Raw genomic sequence first — 17432 nt, forward strand, 5'->3', positions numbered from 1 at the left:
GATAGCTGCTACGCTAGAACTCAAACGGTGTCGAAAAGGCTTTTTCATGAATGCTTCCCGCACTCGCGCGTCCGCAACTGCCTCCGCTTCTTCCCCTTCCACGCATACCGGCGCCAAGCGCATTGCCGTCATCGGCGCGGGCATTGCAGGTCTGGCCTGCGCCCGCACGCTGATGCAGGCCGGGCATGACGTTCATGTCTATGAGCGCCTGACCCAGGCCGGCGGACGCATGCGCTCGGTCAGCGGCCCCTACGGCAGCTTTGACATCGGCGCCCAGTTCTTCACCGTACGCGACCCGCGCTTTCAGCAGGTGCTGGACACCACTCCCGGCAATCTGCGCGCCTGGAGCCTGAACAGCGTGCAGACCCGCAACGCCCAGGGCCGCAGAGTCGACAAGCACACGCCGGTGCGCGAGACCCACTGGGTCGGCATGCCCGATATGCAATCGCTGCCACTGGCCTGGGCAGCGCCGCTATGGGATGCCGGGCGTCTGCACCTGGGCCAGTCCCTGCGCGCCATGAGCCACCACATTGCCAGCGGCAGCCACCACAGCCGCCATCAATGGTCCCTGATGCTCGATACCGAAGACCACGGCCCGCAGATTGCAGCCGACTTCGATGCCGTGGTGCTGGCCGTGCCGGCGCCCGTGGCCGCGCAACTGCTGCAGACAGCACCGCAGGGTGCGGCCCTGGCCAGAACCCTGGCCCCCGTGGAAATGGCCCCCTGCTGGGCCATGACGCTGTCCTACCCCATGGCTGCGCAGGCCGGCCTGACCACACTGGGCCCCCAGTGGAATGCCGCACGCAGCACACATGAGCGCGTTGCCTGGGTGGCCCGCGAGTCCTCCAAACCCGGCCGCGCCCAGACCGAGCGCTGGACGATTCATGCCAATCCGCTGTGGTCCAACGAGCACCGCCACGACGACGCCACGCGCGTGCTTGCCAAGCTGCAAAAGGCCTTTGGCGAGATCACGGGCATCCGCGTTGCGCCGCGCCATGCCAGCGTCTACCTCTGGCAGCATGCCCAGACACTTGCGCCCCTGGGAAGACCGTTCAGCCACGACCCCTCGGCAGGCCTGGGCCTGTGCGGGGACTGGTGCATAGGCATGCGGGTGGAAGACGCTTTTGTCTCGGGTCTGGAAATGGGCCTGGCCCTGGCCTGAGCCAGCTGCACGCAGTCAAGGGGCGTAAGATGGCGTCCCTCATGACTGCGGCCCTCTCCCGTCCCCCCTCCAGCGCTCCCAGCACGGGGCCATATATCGGGCGCTTTGCGCCCTCCCCCACCGGAGCGCTGCATGCCGGCTCTGTGGTCGCGGCGCTGGCCAGTTGGCTGGATGCACGCGCCCACCACGGACGCTGGCTGATTCGCATCGAAGACATCGATCCGCCACGCTGCCAGGCGGGCGCCGACCTGGAAATCCTGCGCCAGCTGGCTGCCTGCGGCCTGCACTCCGATGCCCCCGTGGTCTGGCAGTCGCAGCGTCATGCACTCTATGAAAAAGCGCTGCAACAGCTACAGGCGCAAAAAATGGCCTACCCCTGCGGTTGCACGCGCAAGGACATCGAAGCCGCCTGGCAGGCACAGGGACTGACTCACGAACGGCATGTGGAGCGGCCCTACCCCGGAACCTGCCGTCATGGCCTGCAAGGCAAGCCCGCCAGAGCCTGGCGCTTTGCACTGGAGCAGCAGGTACATGATTTACAGGAAAGCCAGCCCGAAGTGCTGCCCCTTCAATCGCAGACAGCTACGCAAAGCATGGCACTCAGGCAACACTGCCTGGAAAGCAGCCGACCCGTGCTGCACTGGCAGGACCGGCGTCTGGGCGCGCAGCAGCAAGATCTGCTCGCCAGTGTGGGCGACTTTGTGCTGCGCCGCGCGGACGGGCTCTGGGCCTACCAGCTGGCCGTTATCGTTGACGACGCCGAGCAAGGCATCACCGATGTGGTGCGCGGTGAAGACCTGGCCGACAACACCCCCCGCCAGCTGCTGCTGCAGCGCGCCCTGGATCTGACCCAGCCGCGCTATCTGCACACGCCGCTGGTCTGCATGGAAAACGGAGAAAAGCTCTCCAAACAGCATGGCGCACCCGCCGTGGATGTCAGCCAGCCGCTGACCGTGCTGTCTGCCGCGGCGCAGCAACTCGGCCTGCCACAAGCGCCCGCAGCCGCATCCTGCAGCAGTGAAAGCCCCGCAAGCGCCTTGCCTTTGGCGCTGGACTTCTGGGTCCGGTGCTGGCGCCAAACCTACAATATCGCCCCGTGACTTCTTCAAATCCAACACCTACCACCGATATGGCCGAAAACGTGCCAGCCGCTGACGCATCCGCAGCATCCCAAGGCCAGGCGCCCGAAGGCGTGGCCTATCCCAAGACCATCAAAAGCTATGTGCGCCGCGCAGGCCGCACCACCACGGGCCAGGCCAAGGCTTTTGAGGAACTGGGTCCGCGCTTCCTGCTGCAATACCAGAAGGCTCCTCTGGACGCCGCAGCCGCCTACGGCCGCGACGGCAAGCTGATTCTGGAGATCGGCTTCGGCATGGGTGAAGCCACCGCCCATATCGCCCGCGTGCGCCCCGACGACAATTTCCTGTGCTGCGAAGTGCACGAGCCCGGCGTGGGCGCGCTGCTCAAGCGCATTGGCGAGCAGGAGATCGAGAACATCCGCATCCTGCAGCACGATGCCGTGGAAGTCATCGACAACATGCTGCCCGAAGCCTCGATCGACGGCGTGCACATCTTCTTCCCCGACCCCTGGCACAAGAAAAAGCACAACAAGCGTCGCCTGATCCAGAGCCCGCTGATCGCCAAGCTGGCCGCTCGCATCAAGCCCGGCGGCTATATCCATTGCGCCACCGACTGGGAACCCTATGCGGTGCAGATCCTGGAAGTGCTGAACGCAGAACCCATGCTGCAGAACACGGCCGAGAACTACGCTGAAAAGCCCGACTACCGCCCGCTGACCAAATTCGAAAACCGCGGCATCCGCCTCGGCCATGGCGTCTGGGATCTGGTGTTCAGGAAAAAATAACACCCCCTGAGCGGCTTTGCCTAGGCGGCCCCGTCGCTTCCCCCTCGCTGCTACGCAGAGGGGGACGACAGCATCGCTGCGGGGCGGCCCTTTCTCGGTGTCTCCGACTTGGGTTATGCCAGTTTCCAAGGATTCGCTCCAACAATAAAAAACGCTCCTCATCGAGGAGCGTTTTGTTTTGGGGCAAGGCAGCCTGGACTGCCTTTTGGTGCTCGCCTTACAGGCGCTCGGCCCAGAGGCGCTCGGCTCAGAGACGCTCGGCCACCCAGGCCTGCACGCTGGCCAGTGCTGCGGGCACGGCTGCGGCATCGGTGCCGCCGGCCATGGCCATATCGGGCTTGCCACCGCCCTTGCCGCCCACTTGCTGGGCCACAAAGTTCACCAGCTCGCCGGCCTTGACCTTGGCGGTTTCAGCCTTGGTCACGCCCGCTGCCAGTTGCACCTTGTCGCCGTCCACAGCAGCCAGCACGATCACGGCCGCACCCAGCTTGTCCTTGAGCTTGTCCATGGTGTCGCGCAAGGTCTTGGCATCCGCTCCTTCGAGCTTGGCGGCCAGCACCTTCACGCCATTGACGTCGGCAGCCTGCGTGACCAGCTCGTCGCCCTGGCTGGAAGCCAGCTTGCCCTTGAGCGCAGCGATTTCCTTTTCCAGTGCCTTGATCTGATCCAGCGCACCGCCGATGCGGTTGGTCAGCTCGGCGGCAGGGGCCTTGAAAGCGGCCGCCGCCTGGTCCACGGTGGACTCCAGCGACTGCAGATAGGCCAGCGCGTTCTCGCCTGTAATGCCTTCGATACGGCGCACGCCAGCGGCCACGCCGGATTCGCCCACCACCTTGAACAGGCCGATGTCGCCGGTACGGCTGACGTGAGTGCCGCCGCACAGCTCGCGGCTGGAGCCGATGTCCAGCACGCGCACGGTTTCGCCGTACTTCTCGCCGAACAGCATCATCGCGCCGGTCTTCTGGGCCGACTCGATATCCATCACGCGCGCATCGGTGGCGGTGTTGGCCAGCACCTCGGCATTGACGCGGGCTTCGATCTCGCGGATCTGCTCGGCAGTCACCGGGGCATTGTGCGCAAAGTCGAAGCGGGTACGCTCGGCATTGACCAGCGAGCCCTTTTGCTGCACATGGCCGCCCAGCACTTCGCGCAAGGCCTTGTGCATGATGTGTGTGACCGAGTGGTTGCGCATGGTCGCAGCGCGCACGGCGGTATCCACCTGTGCCTCAACGGCATCGCCCACCTTCAGGCTGCCGGCTTCCAGCACGCCGTGGTGACCGAATACATCGGCCTTGATCTTGAGCGTGTCTTCCACGGCAAAGCGGTTGCCGCCTGCAACGATCACGCCCTGGTCGCCGACCTGGCCGCCGGACTCGGCGTAGAAGGGGGTCTTGTCCAGCACCACGACACCGTTCTGGCCGGCCTGCAGCTCGTTCACGCTCACGCCATCGGCGTACAGCGCGACGATCTTGGCAGCCTCTGCCAGCTTGTCGTAGCCGGTGAACACATTGGCGTCCCCCGTGTATTCCAGCGCGCGATCCATCTTGAACTTGCCGGCTGCGCGGGCAGTTTCCTTCTGGTGCTGCATGGCGGCGTTGAAGCCGGCCTCGTCCACCGTCAAGCCACGCTCGCGCGCCACGTCGTTGGACAGGTCCAGCGGGAAGCCGTAGGTGTCATGCAGCTTGAAGGCCACATCGCCGGGCAGCACCTTGACGTCGCCGGCCAGTGCGCTGTCCAGGATTTCCATGCCGTTGGCCAGTGTCTCGAAGAAACGCTCTTCCTCGGCCTTGAGCACGCTGGTGATATGCGCTTCCTGCTCCTTGAGCTTGGGATAGGCATCGCCCATCTGCACCACCAGGTCGGCCACCAGCTTGTGGAAGAAGGGAGTCTTCTGGCCCAGCTTGTAGCCGTGACGGATGGCGCGGCGGATGATGCGGCGCTGCACATAGCCACGACCTTCGTTGGAAGGAATCACGCCGTCGGACACCAGGAAGGAGGTCGCGCGGATATGGTCGGCAATCACCTTCAGCGAAGGAGTGCTCAGATCTTCGGTCTGGGTTTCACGGCCGGCAGCCTTGATCAATGCCTGGAACAGGTCGATCTCGTAGTTGCTGTGCACATGCTGCAGGATGGCCGCCAGGCGCTCCAGGCCCATGCCGGTGTCCACGCAAGGTGCGGGCAGCTTCACCACGGAGCCGTCTTCCTTCATGTCGAACTGCATGAACACGTGGTTCCAGATCTCGATGAAGCGGTCGCCGTCTTCTTCCGGGCTGCCGGGAGGGCCGCCGGCAATGTGCTCGCCGTGGTCGTAGAAGATTTCCGAGCAGGGGCCGCAGGGGCCTGTGTCGGCCATCATCCAGAAGTTGTCGCTCTTGTACTTGCCGCCCTTGTTGTCGCCGATGCGGATGATGCGCTCGGCAGGCAGGCCGATGACGTTCTTCCAGATGTCATAGGCTTCGTCGTCTTCGTGATAGACCGTGGCCAGCAGCTTCTCGGCGGGCAGGCCGAAAACCTTGGTCAGCAGCTCCCAGCCCCACTCGATGGACTCCTTCTTGAAGTAGTCGCCGAAGGACCAGTTGCCCAGCATCTCGAAGAACGTGTGGTGGCGCGCGGTGTAGCCCACGTTTTCCAGGTCGTTGTGCTTGCCGCCGGCGCGCAGGCAGGCCTGCACCGAAGTTGCGCGGTTGTAGGGGCGCTTGTCCGTGCCCAGGAACACGTCCTTGAACTGCACCATGCCGGAGTTGGTGAACATCAGCGTCGGATCGTTGCCGGGAACCAGCGAGCTGGACGCGACAACCGTGTGGCCCTTGGAAGCGTAGAAATCCAGGAACGTCTTGCGGATGTCCGCAACGGAAAAAGTGGGTGTACTCATGGTGTTTGGTATGAAGACGCCTGCATGACGCCTGCGATCAGTACGGCCCGGCGCTGCTTTTTCAGGAGCTGCGCAGACAGGCAAATCAGCCGAACATTATAGGTTTGCGGCTACATACCCGCGCGGCCTTGTGCCGATAACAGCGATCATGAATTTTCATGCGTTGCATTAATGTCTTCATCATCGGCTTGCGGATAATCGGCAACCACTATGAGCGACACACCCAAACCCGAGACCTCCAAGCCCGCTGCCCCTGCCAAAAACCGCCTGGTGGTCTGGCTCATCGCCCTGCCCGTGATCATCTTTGGCGCGCTCATGCTCATCGGCCAGTTCATGGACGACCCGCTCAGCAAGCAACGCTGGACGGAAGCAGAAACCATCAAGATCTGCTGGAAACAGACGGCCAAACCCGAGGCCGAGCGCAAGACCCAGGAGTTCAAAACCCCTCAGGACTGCGAACGCCTGGAGTTCGATTTCAAAACCCGCTACGGCGAAAACCCTTGAAGCAGCCGCGACGCAGCAAGCCCCGGGGGGCAGGCGTGCTGCGTGACTGACGGGCTTACTCTTCGCCCCAGTCTTCGTCCGAGCCCTCTTCCTCTTGTGCTGCAGCCAGCGCGATCATGCGGTCAAAGGTCTCGATGATCGCGATGCGGCGGTCCTGCTTGTAGCCCTCCTCGGGCTCCAGCTCGTCGATGCTCTGGTCCCAGGCCTGCAGATAGGTGGCTTTCCATTGCTCAAGCGTCTGCAGATCCGGCCACAGCGGATGCATGCCGCCATCGGCCATGGCGCACAGCAGCTCGATGCGGCAGGGAACCAGATCGGACTCCGTCTCGCCCGCCTGCAAGGCCTCGGGCGAGTCCAGGGCCTCGGCAATTTCATCGATGAGCTGGCCCGTGATATCGGCCAGCCAGTCCAATGCGGTGTCGTTATCGAAATTGCCGTGCGACCAAGTGCCCATGACCCAACTCCTTGCTGCGGTTAATCAGAAAATCAAGGCCCAACATAGCGAGCCTTGATGTCAGAACTGTGTCAGTCCGGGCAGTCGATCCAGGCGCGACAGGTCAACGGTTGCGATTTTTCATGGCGCGCTCCACCTCGCGCTTGCCTTCGCGGTCCTTGATCACATCGCGCTTGTCATGCTCGGCCTTGCCCTTGGCCAGGGCGATCTCGCATTTCACGTAACCGTTCTTCCAGTGCAGATTGATGGGCACCAGGGTATAGCCCTTTTGCTCGACCTTGCCGACCAGGCGCTTGATCTCGTCCTTTTTCAAGAGCAGCTTCTTGATGCGTGCCGAGTCGGGATTGACGTGGGTGGAAGCCGTCTTGAGCGGGTTGATCTGGCAGCCCAGCAGGAACAGCTCGCCGTCCTTGATCAGCACATAGCCATCGGTGAGCTGCACCTTGCCGCTGCGCAGGGCCTTGACCTCCCAGCCGTGCAGCACCATGCCGGCTTCGTGGCGCTCCTCGAAGAAATAGTTGAAAGCTGCTTTTTTATTGTCGGCAATGCGCGACGATGTTTCTGGTTTCTTGGCCATGGAATATTAGTTGCAGGCGGACCGGAGATGAAAGCTCTCCCTACAATACTGGATTGCCGTCTCGCCTCTGAGCGATGATTTTAGTTTCGCATCGCGCCTCTGGGTATATTGACCTAGGCCAATTCCCTGCTCTTGCGCCCTGCTGATTGCTCTTTGTTCATGAAAAACGTCAACAAGTCCGTCCTCATCTGGTACAGCCCCGAAGAAATGTTTGCCCTCGTGACGGACGTGGCCCACTATGCCGACTTTCTGCCCTGGTGCGATCATGCCAAGATTCTGGAGCAGGACGACACAGGTATGACAGCCGAGGTAGGTATTGCGTTCAGCGGACTGCGCAAGTCTTTCGTGACGCGCAACACGAACAGTAGCATGGATGACGGCGGCAAGCAGGTCAGCATGCGTCTGGTCAAGGGACCTTTCTCGCGTCTGGAAGGCCACTGGCGCTTTCATCCCGTAGGCGACGGCACGCAACGCGCCTGCAAGGTCGAGCTGCAGCTGGACTACGGCTTCGAGAACGGCGCCGTGGCCGCCATCATCGGTCCGGTCTTCGACCGCATCGCCGGCTCCATGGTCGACGCCTTCATCAAGCGCGCCGAGCAGATCTATGGCTGATGCTCTGCCCGAGGTGATCGACATCACGGTGTGCATCTCGCCCTGCTCCGGCACCGTGCAGGAAACCTTGCTGCAGCTTCCCGCAGGCAGCACTGTCCAGCAAGCTCTGGACGCCCTGACCGCCTCAACAGCCTTGCTGGATGTGCAACTGCCCGAACCCCTGGCCGGCATGGTCGGTATCTGGGGCAAAGTCGCGAATCCGGGCCAGGTTCTCAAGCATGGCGATCGGCTGGAGGTCTATCGACCGCTGACCGTAGACCCCAAGGTTGCCCGACGCGAACGCTTTGCCCGCCAGGGCGCACGCGGCGCAGGACTTTTCAAACGCCAGAGAGACGGTGCCAAGGCGGGCTACTAGCCAGCGGCCAGCGGGACTCAAAAAAAGCGCCTTCAGAAGGCGCTTTTTTTATCGAGATCCCGGCAAATAACTCGGCGAAGACTCCGGCGCCTACTGCGCCGGCTCTGCCATGGGCCCGCAATCGGAAGCGATCACGGCATCGGCGCGCTTGATCTCCGCATCGCGCGCTGCCTCATCCATGAAGCCACGCTCGCCCTTGGCATTCACATGGGACAGCAAGCGACCTGACGCCAGGGTTGCCTTGGCCTGCCTGGCACGATTGCAGTTGTCCTGGCGCTGCTTTTCCTTTTGCAGCTTGTCGGCCTGGGTCTTGGCGGCTTCCTGCTCCTGCATCTTGCGCTTTTGCTCTTCCAGCCCCTTGTCCACACCGGCGTCCGCCACGGGCTTGGCCGCGCCGACCTCGGGCACTGCCGAAGGTGCTGCGGGCCTGGCACCGCCGGGGTTGCGCAAAATATTCTTGGCGGGGATATCGGCTGGCGGAGCCCTGTCGCTGAACACCTTGCGCCCCTGACCATCAATCCATTGCCACTGGGCAATTGCGGGAACCGTGCAGCAGGCGATGGCTGCAAACAAAGCGAACTTGATGGCGTGCATGGAGTCAATAAGTCTTGGACTGGCGTTGGGGATTCTGGGTCACGAGCCCACATTGTGCGGCAAGTCACAGGTACAATCTTTCTTTTGGAGCCATCACATGCGCCTTCTCGGAAAAGCACTGACCTTTGACGACGTCCTGCTCGTTCCCGCCTACTCCGAAGTCCTGCCCAAGGACGTTTCTCTCGCCACCCAATTCACTCGCAATATCCGCCTGAACCTGCCCCTGGTGTCTGCCGCCATGGACACGGTGACAGAAGCGCGTCTGGCCATCGCCATTGCGCAAGAAGGCGGTATCGGCGTGATCCACAAGAACATGACAGCCGAGCAGCAAGCCGCTGAAGTGTCCAAGGTCAAGCGCCACGAATCCGGTGTGGTGCACGACCCTGTGGTCATCACCCCCGAACACACCGTGCTGCAAGTGCTGCAGCTGTCGGAAGAACGCGGCATTTCGGGCTTCCCCGTGTGCGACGGCGGCAAGGTGGTCGGTATCGTTACCAGCCGCGATCTGCGCTTCGAGACCCGCTACGACGTCAAGGTCAGCCAGATCATGACGCCCCGCGAAAAGCTGATCACCGTCAATGAAAAAGACGGCACCAGCCCTGCAGAAGCCAAGGCACTGCTGAACAAGCACAAGCTCGAACGAATCCTGGTGGTCAACGACGCCTTTGAACTCAAGGGCCTGATTACCGTCAAGGACATCACCAAGCAAACCACCTTCCCCAATGCCGCACGTGACGCATCGGGCCGCCTTCGCGTGGCTGCCGCTGTCGGCGTGGGCGCTGGCACCGAAGAGCGCGTGGAACTGCTGGTCAAGGCCGGCGTGGACGCGATCGTGGTGGACACGGCTCACGGCCACTCCAAGGGCGTGATCGACCGCGTGCGCTGGGTCAAGCAGAACTACCCCCAGGTGGACGTCATTGGCGGCAATATTGCCACCGGCGCTGCCGCCCTGGCTCTGGTGGAAGCCGGTGCCGACGCGGTCAAGGTCGGTATCGGCCCCGGCTCCATCTGCACCACCCGTATCGTGGCTGGTGTAGGCGTGCCCCAGATCATGGCCATCTCCAACGTGGCCGACGCCCTCAAGGGCACCGGCGTGCCCCTGATCGGTGACGGCGGCATCCGCTTCTCCGGCGATATCTCCAAGGCTCTGGCCGCTGGCGCGTCCACCATCATGATGGGCGGCATGTTTGCCGGCACCGAAGAAGCTCCTGGCGAAGTGATTCTGTACCAGGGCCGCTCGTACAAGAGCTACCGCGGCATGGGCTCCATCGGTGCCATGCAGCAAGGCTCGGCCGACCGCTACTTCCAGGAATCGTCCACCGGCAACCCCAATGCCGACAAGCTGGTTCCCGAAGGCATTGAAGGGCGCGTGCCCTACAAGGGCTCCATGGTCTCCATCGTCTATCAGATGGCTGGCGGCGTGCGCGCCTCCATGGGCTACTGCGGTTGCGCCACGATCTCCGAGATGAACCAGAAGGCCGAGTTTGTGGAAATCACCGCAGCCGGCATCCGCGAATCTCACGTCCATGACGTGCAGATCACCAAGGAAGCGCCCAACTACCGCGCTGACTAAGCAAGTCCCTTGAATTCTGACCAGATTGAAAAATCTGGTCAGAATGCTAAAATCTGGCCTGAACTACTGGTTCTAGCCAGATTTTTTGTTTTCCACCATGCAATCTATCGGTATCTACGAAGCCAAAAGCCGCTTTTCCGCCCTGGTCGAAATGGTCGAGCAAGGCGAGGAAGTACGCATCACGCGCCATGGCAAGGAAGTCGTGCGCATGCTGCCCATGCGCCGCAAACCCGTGATCACCGATGAGCAGATTGCGCGCGAGCTGGAGCAGATCTCGGCCCTGCAGCAGACGGTGAAAGCGCCGGCGGCTGCAACGAGCGCCGCAGACAGCATCACCGGCCTGCGCCACACCGGACGGAGCCAGGCATGAGCGCCACCGCTTTTGTGCTCGATGCATCCGTCACCGCCGCCTGGTTGCTGCCTGACGACGCCAGCGAGCACACCAGACGCCTCTACACCCGTATCCGCCGCGATGAAGTCGACCCGCAAGCCCCCAACCTCTGGCAATGGGAATGCGGCAACCTGATTGCATCGGGCGTGAATAATGGCCGTATCCCGCAGACTTCGGTCGAAGGTCTGTGGGGCGTGCTGGAAGCCATTCGTCACCGCGTGGAGCTGCACGACCTGGCTCCAGCACAGCACAAGGCCGTGCTGGATGTGGCGCTGGATACCGGCCTGCCCACCTACGATGCCGCATACCTGTGGCTGGCGCAGTCGCTGCGCCTGCCGCTGGCCACATTCGATGCAGCCCAGATTGCAGCCGCCCGCAAAAGCGGCGTCACCGTCTGGGCTCACGAAGATTTCTAATCCCTTTTTGCCACCCTCTTGCCCTTGATCACCATGCAACACGACAAGATTCTTATTCTGGACTTCGGCTCCCAGGTCACACAGCTGATTGCTCGCCGCGTGCGCGAAGCCAATGTCTACTGCGAAGTCCACCCCTGCGATGTGAGCAGCGACTGGGTGCGCGAGTTTGCCGCCGACGGCAAGCTCAAGGGCATCATCCTGTCGGGCAGCCATGCCTCCGTCTACGAAGTGGATGACCGCGCTCCCGACGCCGTGTTCGAGCTGAACCTGCCCGTGCTGGGTATTTGCTACGGCATGCAGACCATGGCCACCCAGCTGGGCGGCAAGGTCGAAGGCTCCAACACCCGCGAATTCGGTTACGCCGAAGTGCGCGCCCATGGCCACACCAAGCTGCTGGAAGGCATCGAAGACTTCGCCACGGCCGAAGGCCACGGCATGCTCAAGGTCTGGATGAGCCACGGCGACAAGGTCACCGAACTGCCTCCGGGCTTCAAGGTCATGGCCTCCACGCCCTCCTGCCCCATCGCCGGCATGGCCGACGAAGCACGTCGCTACTACGCCGTGCAGTTCCACCCCGAAGTCACGCACACCGTGCAGGGCCAGGCACTGCTCAACCGCTTTGTGCTCGACATCTGCGGCACGCAGGCAGACTGGATCATGGGCGACTACATCGAAGAAGCCGTGGCCAAGATCCGCGAGCAGGTGGGCGATGAAGAAGTGATCCTGGGCCTGTCCGGCGGCGTGGATTCGTCCGTGGCTGCCGCCCTGATCCACCGCGCCATCGGCGACCAGCTGACCTGCGTGTTCGTCGATCACGGTCTGCTGCGCCTGAACGAAGGCGATATGGTCATGGACATGTTTGAAGGCAAGCTGCACGCCAAGGTCGTGCGCGTCGATGCCTCCGACTTGTTCCTGGGCGAGCTGGCCGGCGTGTCCGAGCCCGAGCAAAAGCGCAAGATCATCGGCCGCCTGTTCGTGGACGTATTCAAGGCAGAGGCCGAAAAGCTCAAGGCTGCCAACGCCGGCTCCAAGGGCGCCACCTTCCTGGCCCAGGGCACCATCTACCCCGACGTGATCGAGTCGGGCGGTGCCAAGAGCAAGAAGGCCGTCACCATCAAGAGCCACCACAACGTCGGCGGCCTGCCCGAGCAACTGGGCCTGAAGCTGCTGGAGCCCCTGCGCGATCTGTTCAAGGACGAAGTGCGCGAACTGGGCGTGGCCCTGGGCCTGCCCCGCGGCATGGTCTACCGCCACCCCTTCCCCGGCCCCGGCCTGGGCGTACGCATTCTGGGCGAAGTGAAGAAGGAATATGCCGACCTGCTGCGCCGTGCAGATGCCATCTTCATCGAAGAGCTGAACAACTGGATCGACGAGAAGACCGGCAAGAGCTGGTACGACCTGACCAGCCAGGCCTTCACCGTCTTCCTGCCCGTCAAGAGCGTGGGCGTGATGGGCGACGGCCGCACCTACGACTACGTCGTGGCCCTGCGCGCCGTGGTCACCAGCGACTTCATGACTGCCGACTGGGCCGAGCTGCCCTACGGCCTGCTCAAGAAGGTCTCCGGCCGCATCATCAATGAAGTGCGCGGCATCAACCGCGTCACCTATGACGTGAGCACCAAGCCACCAGCAACCATCGAGTGGGAATAAAGCGCTGTCGTGAACTGACACGCAAGCTTTAACCTTTGCTCATGCAAGCCCGCGATATCGCGGGCTTTTTTCATTTGCCATCCGGTGCCGCCTGGAAATGGCAGCTCATGCGAAGTCAGCGGCACTAGAGGTCTGTGTCGCCGCCGGGCTGGAGGGTGAAGCTGTTGCCTGCCGCTATGTGGGTGTTTCAGTTGACGGGGGCGCTGTTGCATAAATCAAGTTTGAGGCGAGCCTCCCCAAACCCCGGCCGTGGCTAGGCCACGGCTGCCGTCTGAGGACGGCCCAGCTCAGTGAATCGGTTCAATATGGCTGCCCTGATATGCAACTCGATGACTTGGCGCTCAAAGGTGCGAGACATCACTCGTTCACCCAATCGTTTAATGCAGTTCATCTTGGTCTCCACCAAGCTTCGCCGGTTGTAGCCAATCCAGCGCTTCCAGATGCTTCGACCCAGCCGCCTGCACGAGTCAATCGCAGCATTGCGATACCCAAACACAGCCCCCTTGCGGGTTCGAGCATTCTTGCGCGCAGGAATGATGGCAATGGCGCCGTGCCTGACGACCGTTTCGCAGGCAGGCTGTGTGTCGTAGGCACCATCGCCAGTAAGGCTCTTGAGCGCTTCATCTGGCGGTAACTGCTCTAGTAAGTCTGATAGCACCGAGGCATCACTGACGTTATGGCTCGTCACGCAGATTGCTCGAATCTGCAAGATGTCGGCATCAATGCCTATGTGCAGCTTGCGCCACTGACGGCGGTATTCAGCACCGTGCTTTTTGCACTTCCACTCGCCTTCACCCAGAAACTTGATGCCCGTGGCATCAACCAGCAGGCGCAAGCCTGCCTTGCTGGGGGAGTACGTAATCTGAACATTCAAATCTCGCAGCCGCCTGCACAGGGTGCTGAAGTCAGGAGCTGGCCATGCAAGGCCGCACAGTTGTAGCACCTATTCCACCAAGCCGGTGGTTTGTCTGAGAGCTAGCCCGAACAGGTTCTTGAGCGTCAAGCAAAATTGAATGGCGACATCAGAGAACTTCGGGCTTCGCCCGCGTTTGCCGCTGGCAGCGGCAAACCAGACCATCCGCTTGTCCATCCAAATTGACAGAGAGCCTCGAACCTTGAGAGCCGCGTTGTATTGCTTCCAGTTCGTGGTTCGATAGCGAGGTTTGTTGGGATGACTCATGCCGCCAGCCTACGGCCTGCGGCGCAGCGATTGATGCAACAACGCCCATGATCAGCATTTCATTTTCTCTTCCCGTATCGCAGTTTTTCTATCCTTTCGCGGAATAAATTTTTGTAATTCGGATAATCCATACGAAGAGCTGTTGACATACCACTCCACTTTCGATCTTGAAGTAATATATTCCAGAAATTCGCGAGGACCAGCTAGTGAGACGCCAACACCAAGTTCTCTGATGAAACAAAATTCTAATAAATCCGTATCAGGGAACATTGCGAAAGTCTCTAAAGATGCTTGATGCAAAGAATCATAGAATGGATTATTATTCTTTGCATCATGAATTCCCCACAAAGCTTGAGAAAAACCTCTCAAAGAAGCATTAAATATTCTGAAGTCATTTTTTTCATTTTCCTTTGAATTCAGATATTCTGTGGGGATAGAGATTATTTTTCTTGCACCAATATTATTGCAATATCGAATTAAACTTATCACATCATACCAACTTGGATCTCCATTGAGTGAATGGCATGCTTCCCATTTCATTTTTTTTAGCCAAAATTTATTAAACCCATTATTTGGCAATAGACTTCCATCCAGTTGATATATTTTATTATTTTCAAGCTCCTTGAAGAAGTTTATTTCCAGAGTTTTCCTTAGATTATTTTTATCAATGTAATTTTTCATTTTTTACCTTGTCCAAAACGAATTTCTTGAACTGTTCGTGGCTTTGGCCTATTAATATCTATGATTTGTATCGTGGGTGCCCCATCACTACTGCCGGGTCTAATTATTACTCGAGTTCCATCTGACAGTGAGCCTTTTTTTCCAGGTCCAGCAGAAGTCATGAAGTCACGAATATTAATCAACCCCAGCTGATTGAACACTTTTGTAGCATCTTCAAATGTTCCCTGTTCGTATCGACTAATATCATTACTTGATTTATTCCCAGTCTCCAACACCGGCATTTCACCCATAATATTTTTCAGTCCATTATTAAGCTTTTCTTTATCACCAGCAGGAACCGCGAGCATAATTAAATCCAGTTGAGGCTTAGGATTTAAAATGACCGTTCCTCCATCAGTTCCAATAGGCTTCTTCGATTCATACCCGGGCACAGAGGTATCAATGCCTTGCGGAACATTGACCAACAGCCCATCCTTAGGACCTGTTTCAACAATGGGGTTTGTGGTCTTGTCATTGCCCGTGTGGCTCGGCCCCGGCGTCGGTCCGTAGCCACCACCGTAGCCAGGTATTTGATCCGCCAGACTCGGTTGTTTCGCCTCAAACTCCTGGGTCAACTGTGCAGCCAACCACGCCACCCCTGCCGCCGGCAGCAGATTCATGCACACGTTACTGCTCGCACACGTGCGCAATAGCGCTTGGCTGGCCTGGTCCAACAGCCTCAATCCGTCCGGCCCAAGCCGTTGTGCCTGCTGAACCACACCATTCACGGTGTTAATAAGAATCCAGCTAGATGCTCAAAGAACCCCGTGCCGTGAGCGCCGCGTTGTACTGTTTCCAGTTGGTGGTACGGCCGCGGGGCTTGATGGACTGGCTTATGCAGCAAGACTACAACTTGCCGTGCGTTGATTTTTGCAACAGCACCTATTTAACTCTGAAATCTATCAGCCCAATAATTCTTCAATATCAATTTCAAATCTTCTAAATTATAAGACAATCGTCCATCAAGCTCTGCCGCATCATTCAAAACAATATTACCTGAAAATTTACAAAATGCATATGCAACAATACCAGCAAAATACCAATTTCCTCTAGTTTGAATATTTATTATGTACTTGCAGTTCTCACATTCATAAATATCCTCAATGCATTCGTCAAAAGAAATCCAACACTGATTTTCCTCTTTTTTTCCTTCGATTTGCAAAAAATCTTTTAGCAAATCTTCATCATGAAGATTTCTATTGAATTTAATTAGGGGGTTTTCAAATCCAAATTCAGAAAAAGCACTAGAGATAATTTTCTCCACATCACTTAATCCTGATGGAATTTTTTTTAAGGCAACATAAATACTATTAGCCATGATCAGTTAAATTATTCTGCTATTACCAACTGATTTTTTGCAATAGTGTCGCCATACTCTACAACGGATTATCTTTCAAATAAGCCACGAGATCCTCGTATGCAATTCCAGGGGCACCTTCCTTCAACCATTTATCAAAGGCATCAAAATTCGGACTAAAGTATTTACCATTTTTTAATTGAACATCCTTTACTTCTCCAAACTCAGATACGAATCTTAAATGGTGCACTATTAAAACCCAAATTCTCCTGAGTTCTGGATTTTGAGGAGCGCCCTCCGATGCATCTGAGATATATACTGAATCCCCCTCAACAAAATCAAGCAAATCCCCTGCCCGACCAGATTCCATCATTTTCTTTATAATTTCCGATTTTTTCATAAACTATACTTTAAAAAAATTTAAAAATTGATCCTTCAATTTTAACATTTTTAAAACCTAAAGAGCTCATTGTTTTTCCAATTGGCGTCTTCCATACTGATTGCTCTTTAGATAGTCCTTCAGAGACTCCTGCATTGAAGGCATCGAGATTATCATACCCTAATCTTGCACTAACTGTTTTTACTTTATCCGATCCAACTGCTTCAATTGCCCTAGATATCATTTCTGATCCAACATTTTTTCCAGAAACAGTTGTCCCATACCAATCCACATGCAAATTACCATTATCAGAAGAGTAATTACCCAAGAGATCACTTTGGGCAAATTTACTATCTATAACAGAACCAGTTTTATCGAATTTTTGTCTCGCTGATAACTCAACTTCAACACGCCCTCCAGGTTGCTCCTTAATCTTTGTATCGAAATCAAGGCCTGTTCTAATTGCTGGAGTAAACCCTTTCTCTTTGACCGATGCATTTTCTGCATCCTTGTAAACCAGTCCTATCCCCGGCAAAGGCTCTGCAGGACTTCCAGGCAGGATACTATCCTCAGGTTTCTGAGGATCCAGTGGCTTTCCGCTTGTACCAACTTCTTTCGGCCCCTCCGCTGGATATGTCGTCGACGTCCCCCCTGGTATGGGGTTTGTGGTCTTGTCATTGCCCGTGTGGCTCGGCCCCGGCTTCGGTCCGTAGCCACCACCGTAGCCAGGTATCTGATCCGCCAGACTCGGTTGTTTCGCCTCAAACTCCTGGGTCAACTGTGCAGCCAACCACGCCACCCCTGCCGCCGGCAGCAGATTCATGCACACGCT

Annotated in this window: 18 protein-coding genes and 2 pseudogenes; 10 read left to right on the forward strand and 10 right to left on the reverse strand. The window is 58.4% G+C overall.

The annotated features are described in order from the left end of the window. Positions 1-46 precede the first annotated feature (46 nt). From DFO48_RS04455 to trmB, 3 genes are read left to right on the forward strand one after another with little or no spacing between them, the layout of a single operon-like run. On the forward strand, positions 47-1162 hold the full coding sequence (locus tag DFO48_RS04455; protein WP_114862643.1) for an NAD(P)/FAD-dependent oxidoreductase: 1116 nt from the start codon (positions 47-49) through the stop codon (positions 1160-1162). A gap of 41 nt (positions 1163-1203) precedes the next feature. Further along, positions 1204-2262 carry a tRNA glutamyl-Q(34) synthetase GluQRS gene (gene gluQRS / locus DFO48_RS04460; RefSeq protein ID WP_003074925.1) on the forward strand — a complete coding sequence of 353 codons (1059 nt, stop codon included), beginning with the start codon at positions 1204-1206 and terminating at the stop codon, positions 2260-2262. 29 nt (positions 2263-2291) lie between these two features. Next, positions 2292-3026, forward strand: coding sequence for a tRNA (guanosine(46)-N7)-methyltransferase TrmB (trmB, locus tag DFO48_RS04465; protein ID WP_003074922.1), 735 nt, complete (start codon positions 2292-2294; stop codon positions 3024-3026). Between the two features lie 247 nt (positions 3027-3273). Here the strand turns inward: trmB and alaS are convergent, their stop codons facing one another. Next, positions 3274-5898, reverse strand: coding sequence for an alanine--tRNA ligase (gene alaS, locus DFO48_RS04470; protein ID WP_003074920.1), 2625 nt, complete (start codon positions 5896-5898; stop codon positions 3274-3276). A 210-nt stretch (positions 5899-6108) separates the two neighbouring features. Between alaS and DFO48_RS04475 the strand changes: the two genes are divergently transcribed. Continuing rightward, positions 6109-6402 (forward strand): hypothetical protein, encoded by a 294-nt coding sequence (locus DFO48_RS04475; RefSeq protein ID WP_003074918.1) that lies wholly within the window; start codon positions 6109-6111, stop codon positions 6400-6402. Positions 6403-6457: 55 nt separating this feature from the next. Here DFO48_RS04475 and DFO48_RS04480 read toward each other — a convergent pair whose 3' ends face one another. Next, positions 6458-6856 (reverse strand): DUF4259 domain-containing protein, encoded by a 399-nt coding sequence (locus tag DFO48_RS04480; protein ID WP_003074915.1) that lies wholly within the window; start codon positions 6854-6856, stop codon positions 6458-6460. A gap of 103 nt (positions 6857-6959) precedes the next feature. Beyond that, complete coding sequence (gene smpB, locus DFO48_RS04485) at positions 6960-7433, reverse strand: SsrA-binding protein SmpB (protein WP_003054725.1); 474 nt, start codon at positions 7431-7433, stop codon at positions 6960-6962. 159 nt (positions 7434-7592) lie between these two features. Between smpB and DFO48_RS04490 the strand changes: the two genes are divergently transcribed. After that, a complete protein-coding gene (locus DFO48_RS04490) occupies positions 7593-8045 on the forward strand; it encodes a type II toxin-antitoxin system RatA family toxin (RefSeq protein WP_003064868.1) in 453 nt (150 codons plus the stop codon). Further along, positions 8038-8400, forward strand: coding sequence for an RnfH family protein (locus DFO48_RS04495; RefSeq protein WP_114862644.1), 363 nt, complete (start codon positions 8038-8040; stop codon positions 8398-8400). The genes DFO48_RS04490 and DFO48_RS04495 overlap by 8 nt, the downstream gene beginning before the upstream one ends. 90 nt (positions 8401-8490) lie before the next feature. On the opposite strand, the gene DFO48_RS04500 is transcribed toward DFO48_RS04495, so the two are convergent. Beyond that, the gene (locus tag DFO48_RS04500) at positions 8491-8994 is read right to left on the reverse strand and encodes a DUF4124 domain-containing protein (RefSeq protein WP_114862645.1); all 504 of its coding nucleotides are present in this window, start codon (positions 8992-8994) and stop codon (positions 8491-8493) included. Positions 8995-9091: 97 nt separating this feature from the next. Between DFO48_RS04500 and guaB the strand changes: the two genes are divergently transcribed. From guaB to guaA, 4 genes are all read left to right on the forward strand, one after another. Then, complete coding sequence (guaB, locus tag DFO48_RS04505) at positions 9092-10567, forward strand: IMP dehydrogenase (protein WP_003074909.1); 1476 nt, start codon at positions 9092-9094, stop codon at positions 10565-10567. A 97-nt stretch (positions 10568-10664) separates the two neighbouring features. Next, complete coding sequence (locus DFO48_RS04510) at positions 10665-10937, forward strand: type II toxin-antitoxin system Phd/YefM family antitoxin (protein ID WP_034348441.1); 273 nt, start codon at positions 10665-10667, stop codon at positions 10935-10937. Next, a complete protein-coding gene (locus DFO48_RS04515) occupies positions 10934-11374 on the forward strand; it encodes a type II toxin-antitoxin system VapC family toxin (protein ID WP_114862646.1) in 441 nt (146 codons plus the stop codon). The genes DFO48_RS04510 and DFO48_RS04515 overlap by 4 nt, the downstream gene beginning before the upstream one ends. Before the next feature lie 33 nt (positions 11375-11407). Then, entirely contained in the window at positions 11408-13024 is a 1617-nt protein-coding gene (guaA, locus tag DFO48_RS04520) for a glutamine-hydrolyzing GMP synthase (protein ID WP_114862712.1), read from the forward strand. 253 nt (positions 13025-13277) lie between these two features. Here the strand turns inward: guaA and DFO48_RS04525 are convergent. From DFO48_RS04525 to DFO48_RS25250, 6 genes and pseudogenes are all read right to left on the reverse strand, one after another. Further along, positions 13278-14204, reverse strand: a pseudogene (locus DFO48_RS04525) (IS5 family transposase). 51 nt (positions 14205-14255) lie between these two features. Further along, positions 14256-14885, reverse strand: a complete 630-nt coding sequence (locus DFO48_RS25100) for a hypothetical protein (protein WP_147282724.1) — start codon at positions 14883-14885, stop codon at positions 14256-14258. Next, positions 14882-15544: a hypothetical protein gene (locus DFO48_RS25105; RefSeq protein ID WP_147282725.1), complete on the reverse strand. Its 663-nt coding sequence runs from the start codon at positions 15542-15544 to the stop codon at positions 14882-14884. The genes DFO48_RS25100 and DFO48_RS25105 overlap by 4 nt, the downstream gene beginning before the upstream one ends. A gap of 266 nt (positions 15545-15810) precedes the next feature. After that, positions 15811-16242, reverse strand: a complete 432-nt coding sequence (locus tag DFO48_RS25110; protein WP_147282726.1) for a hypothetical protein — start codon at positions 16240-16242, stop codon at positions 15811-15813. A 58-nt stretch (positions 16243-16300) separates the two neighbouring features. After that, complete coding sequence (locus DFO48_RS04535; protein ID WP_114862648.1) at positions 16301-16621, reverse strand: hypothetical protein; 321 nt, start codon at positions 16619-16621, stop codon at positions 16301-16303. Positions 16622-16631: 10 nt separating this feature from the next. Further along, positions 16632-17432: pseudogene (locus DFO48_RS25250) on the reverse strand (hypothetical protein); the annotation flags it as partial.

This window comes from Comamonas sp. AG1104 (assembly GCF_003350425.1).
In the GTDB taxonomy this organism is placed as follows: Bacteria; Pseudomonadota; Gammaproteobacteria; order Burkholderiales; family Burkholderiaceae_C; genus Comamonas; species Comamonas testosteroni.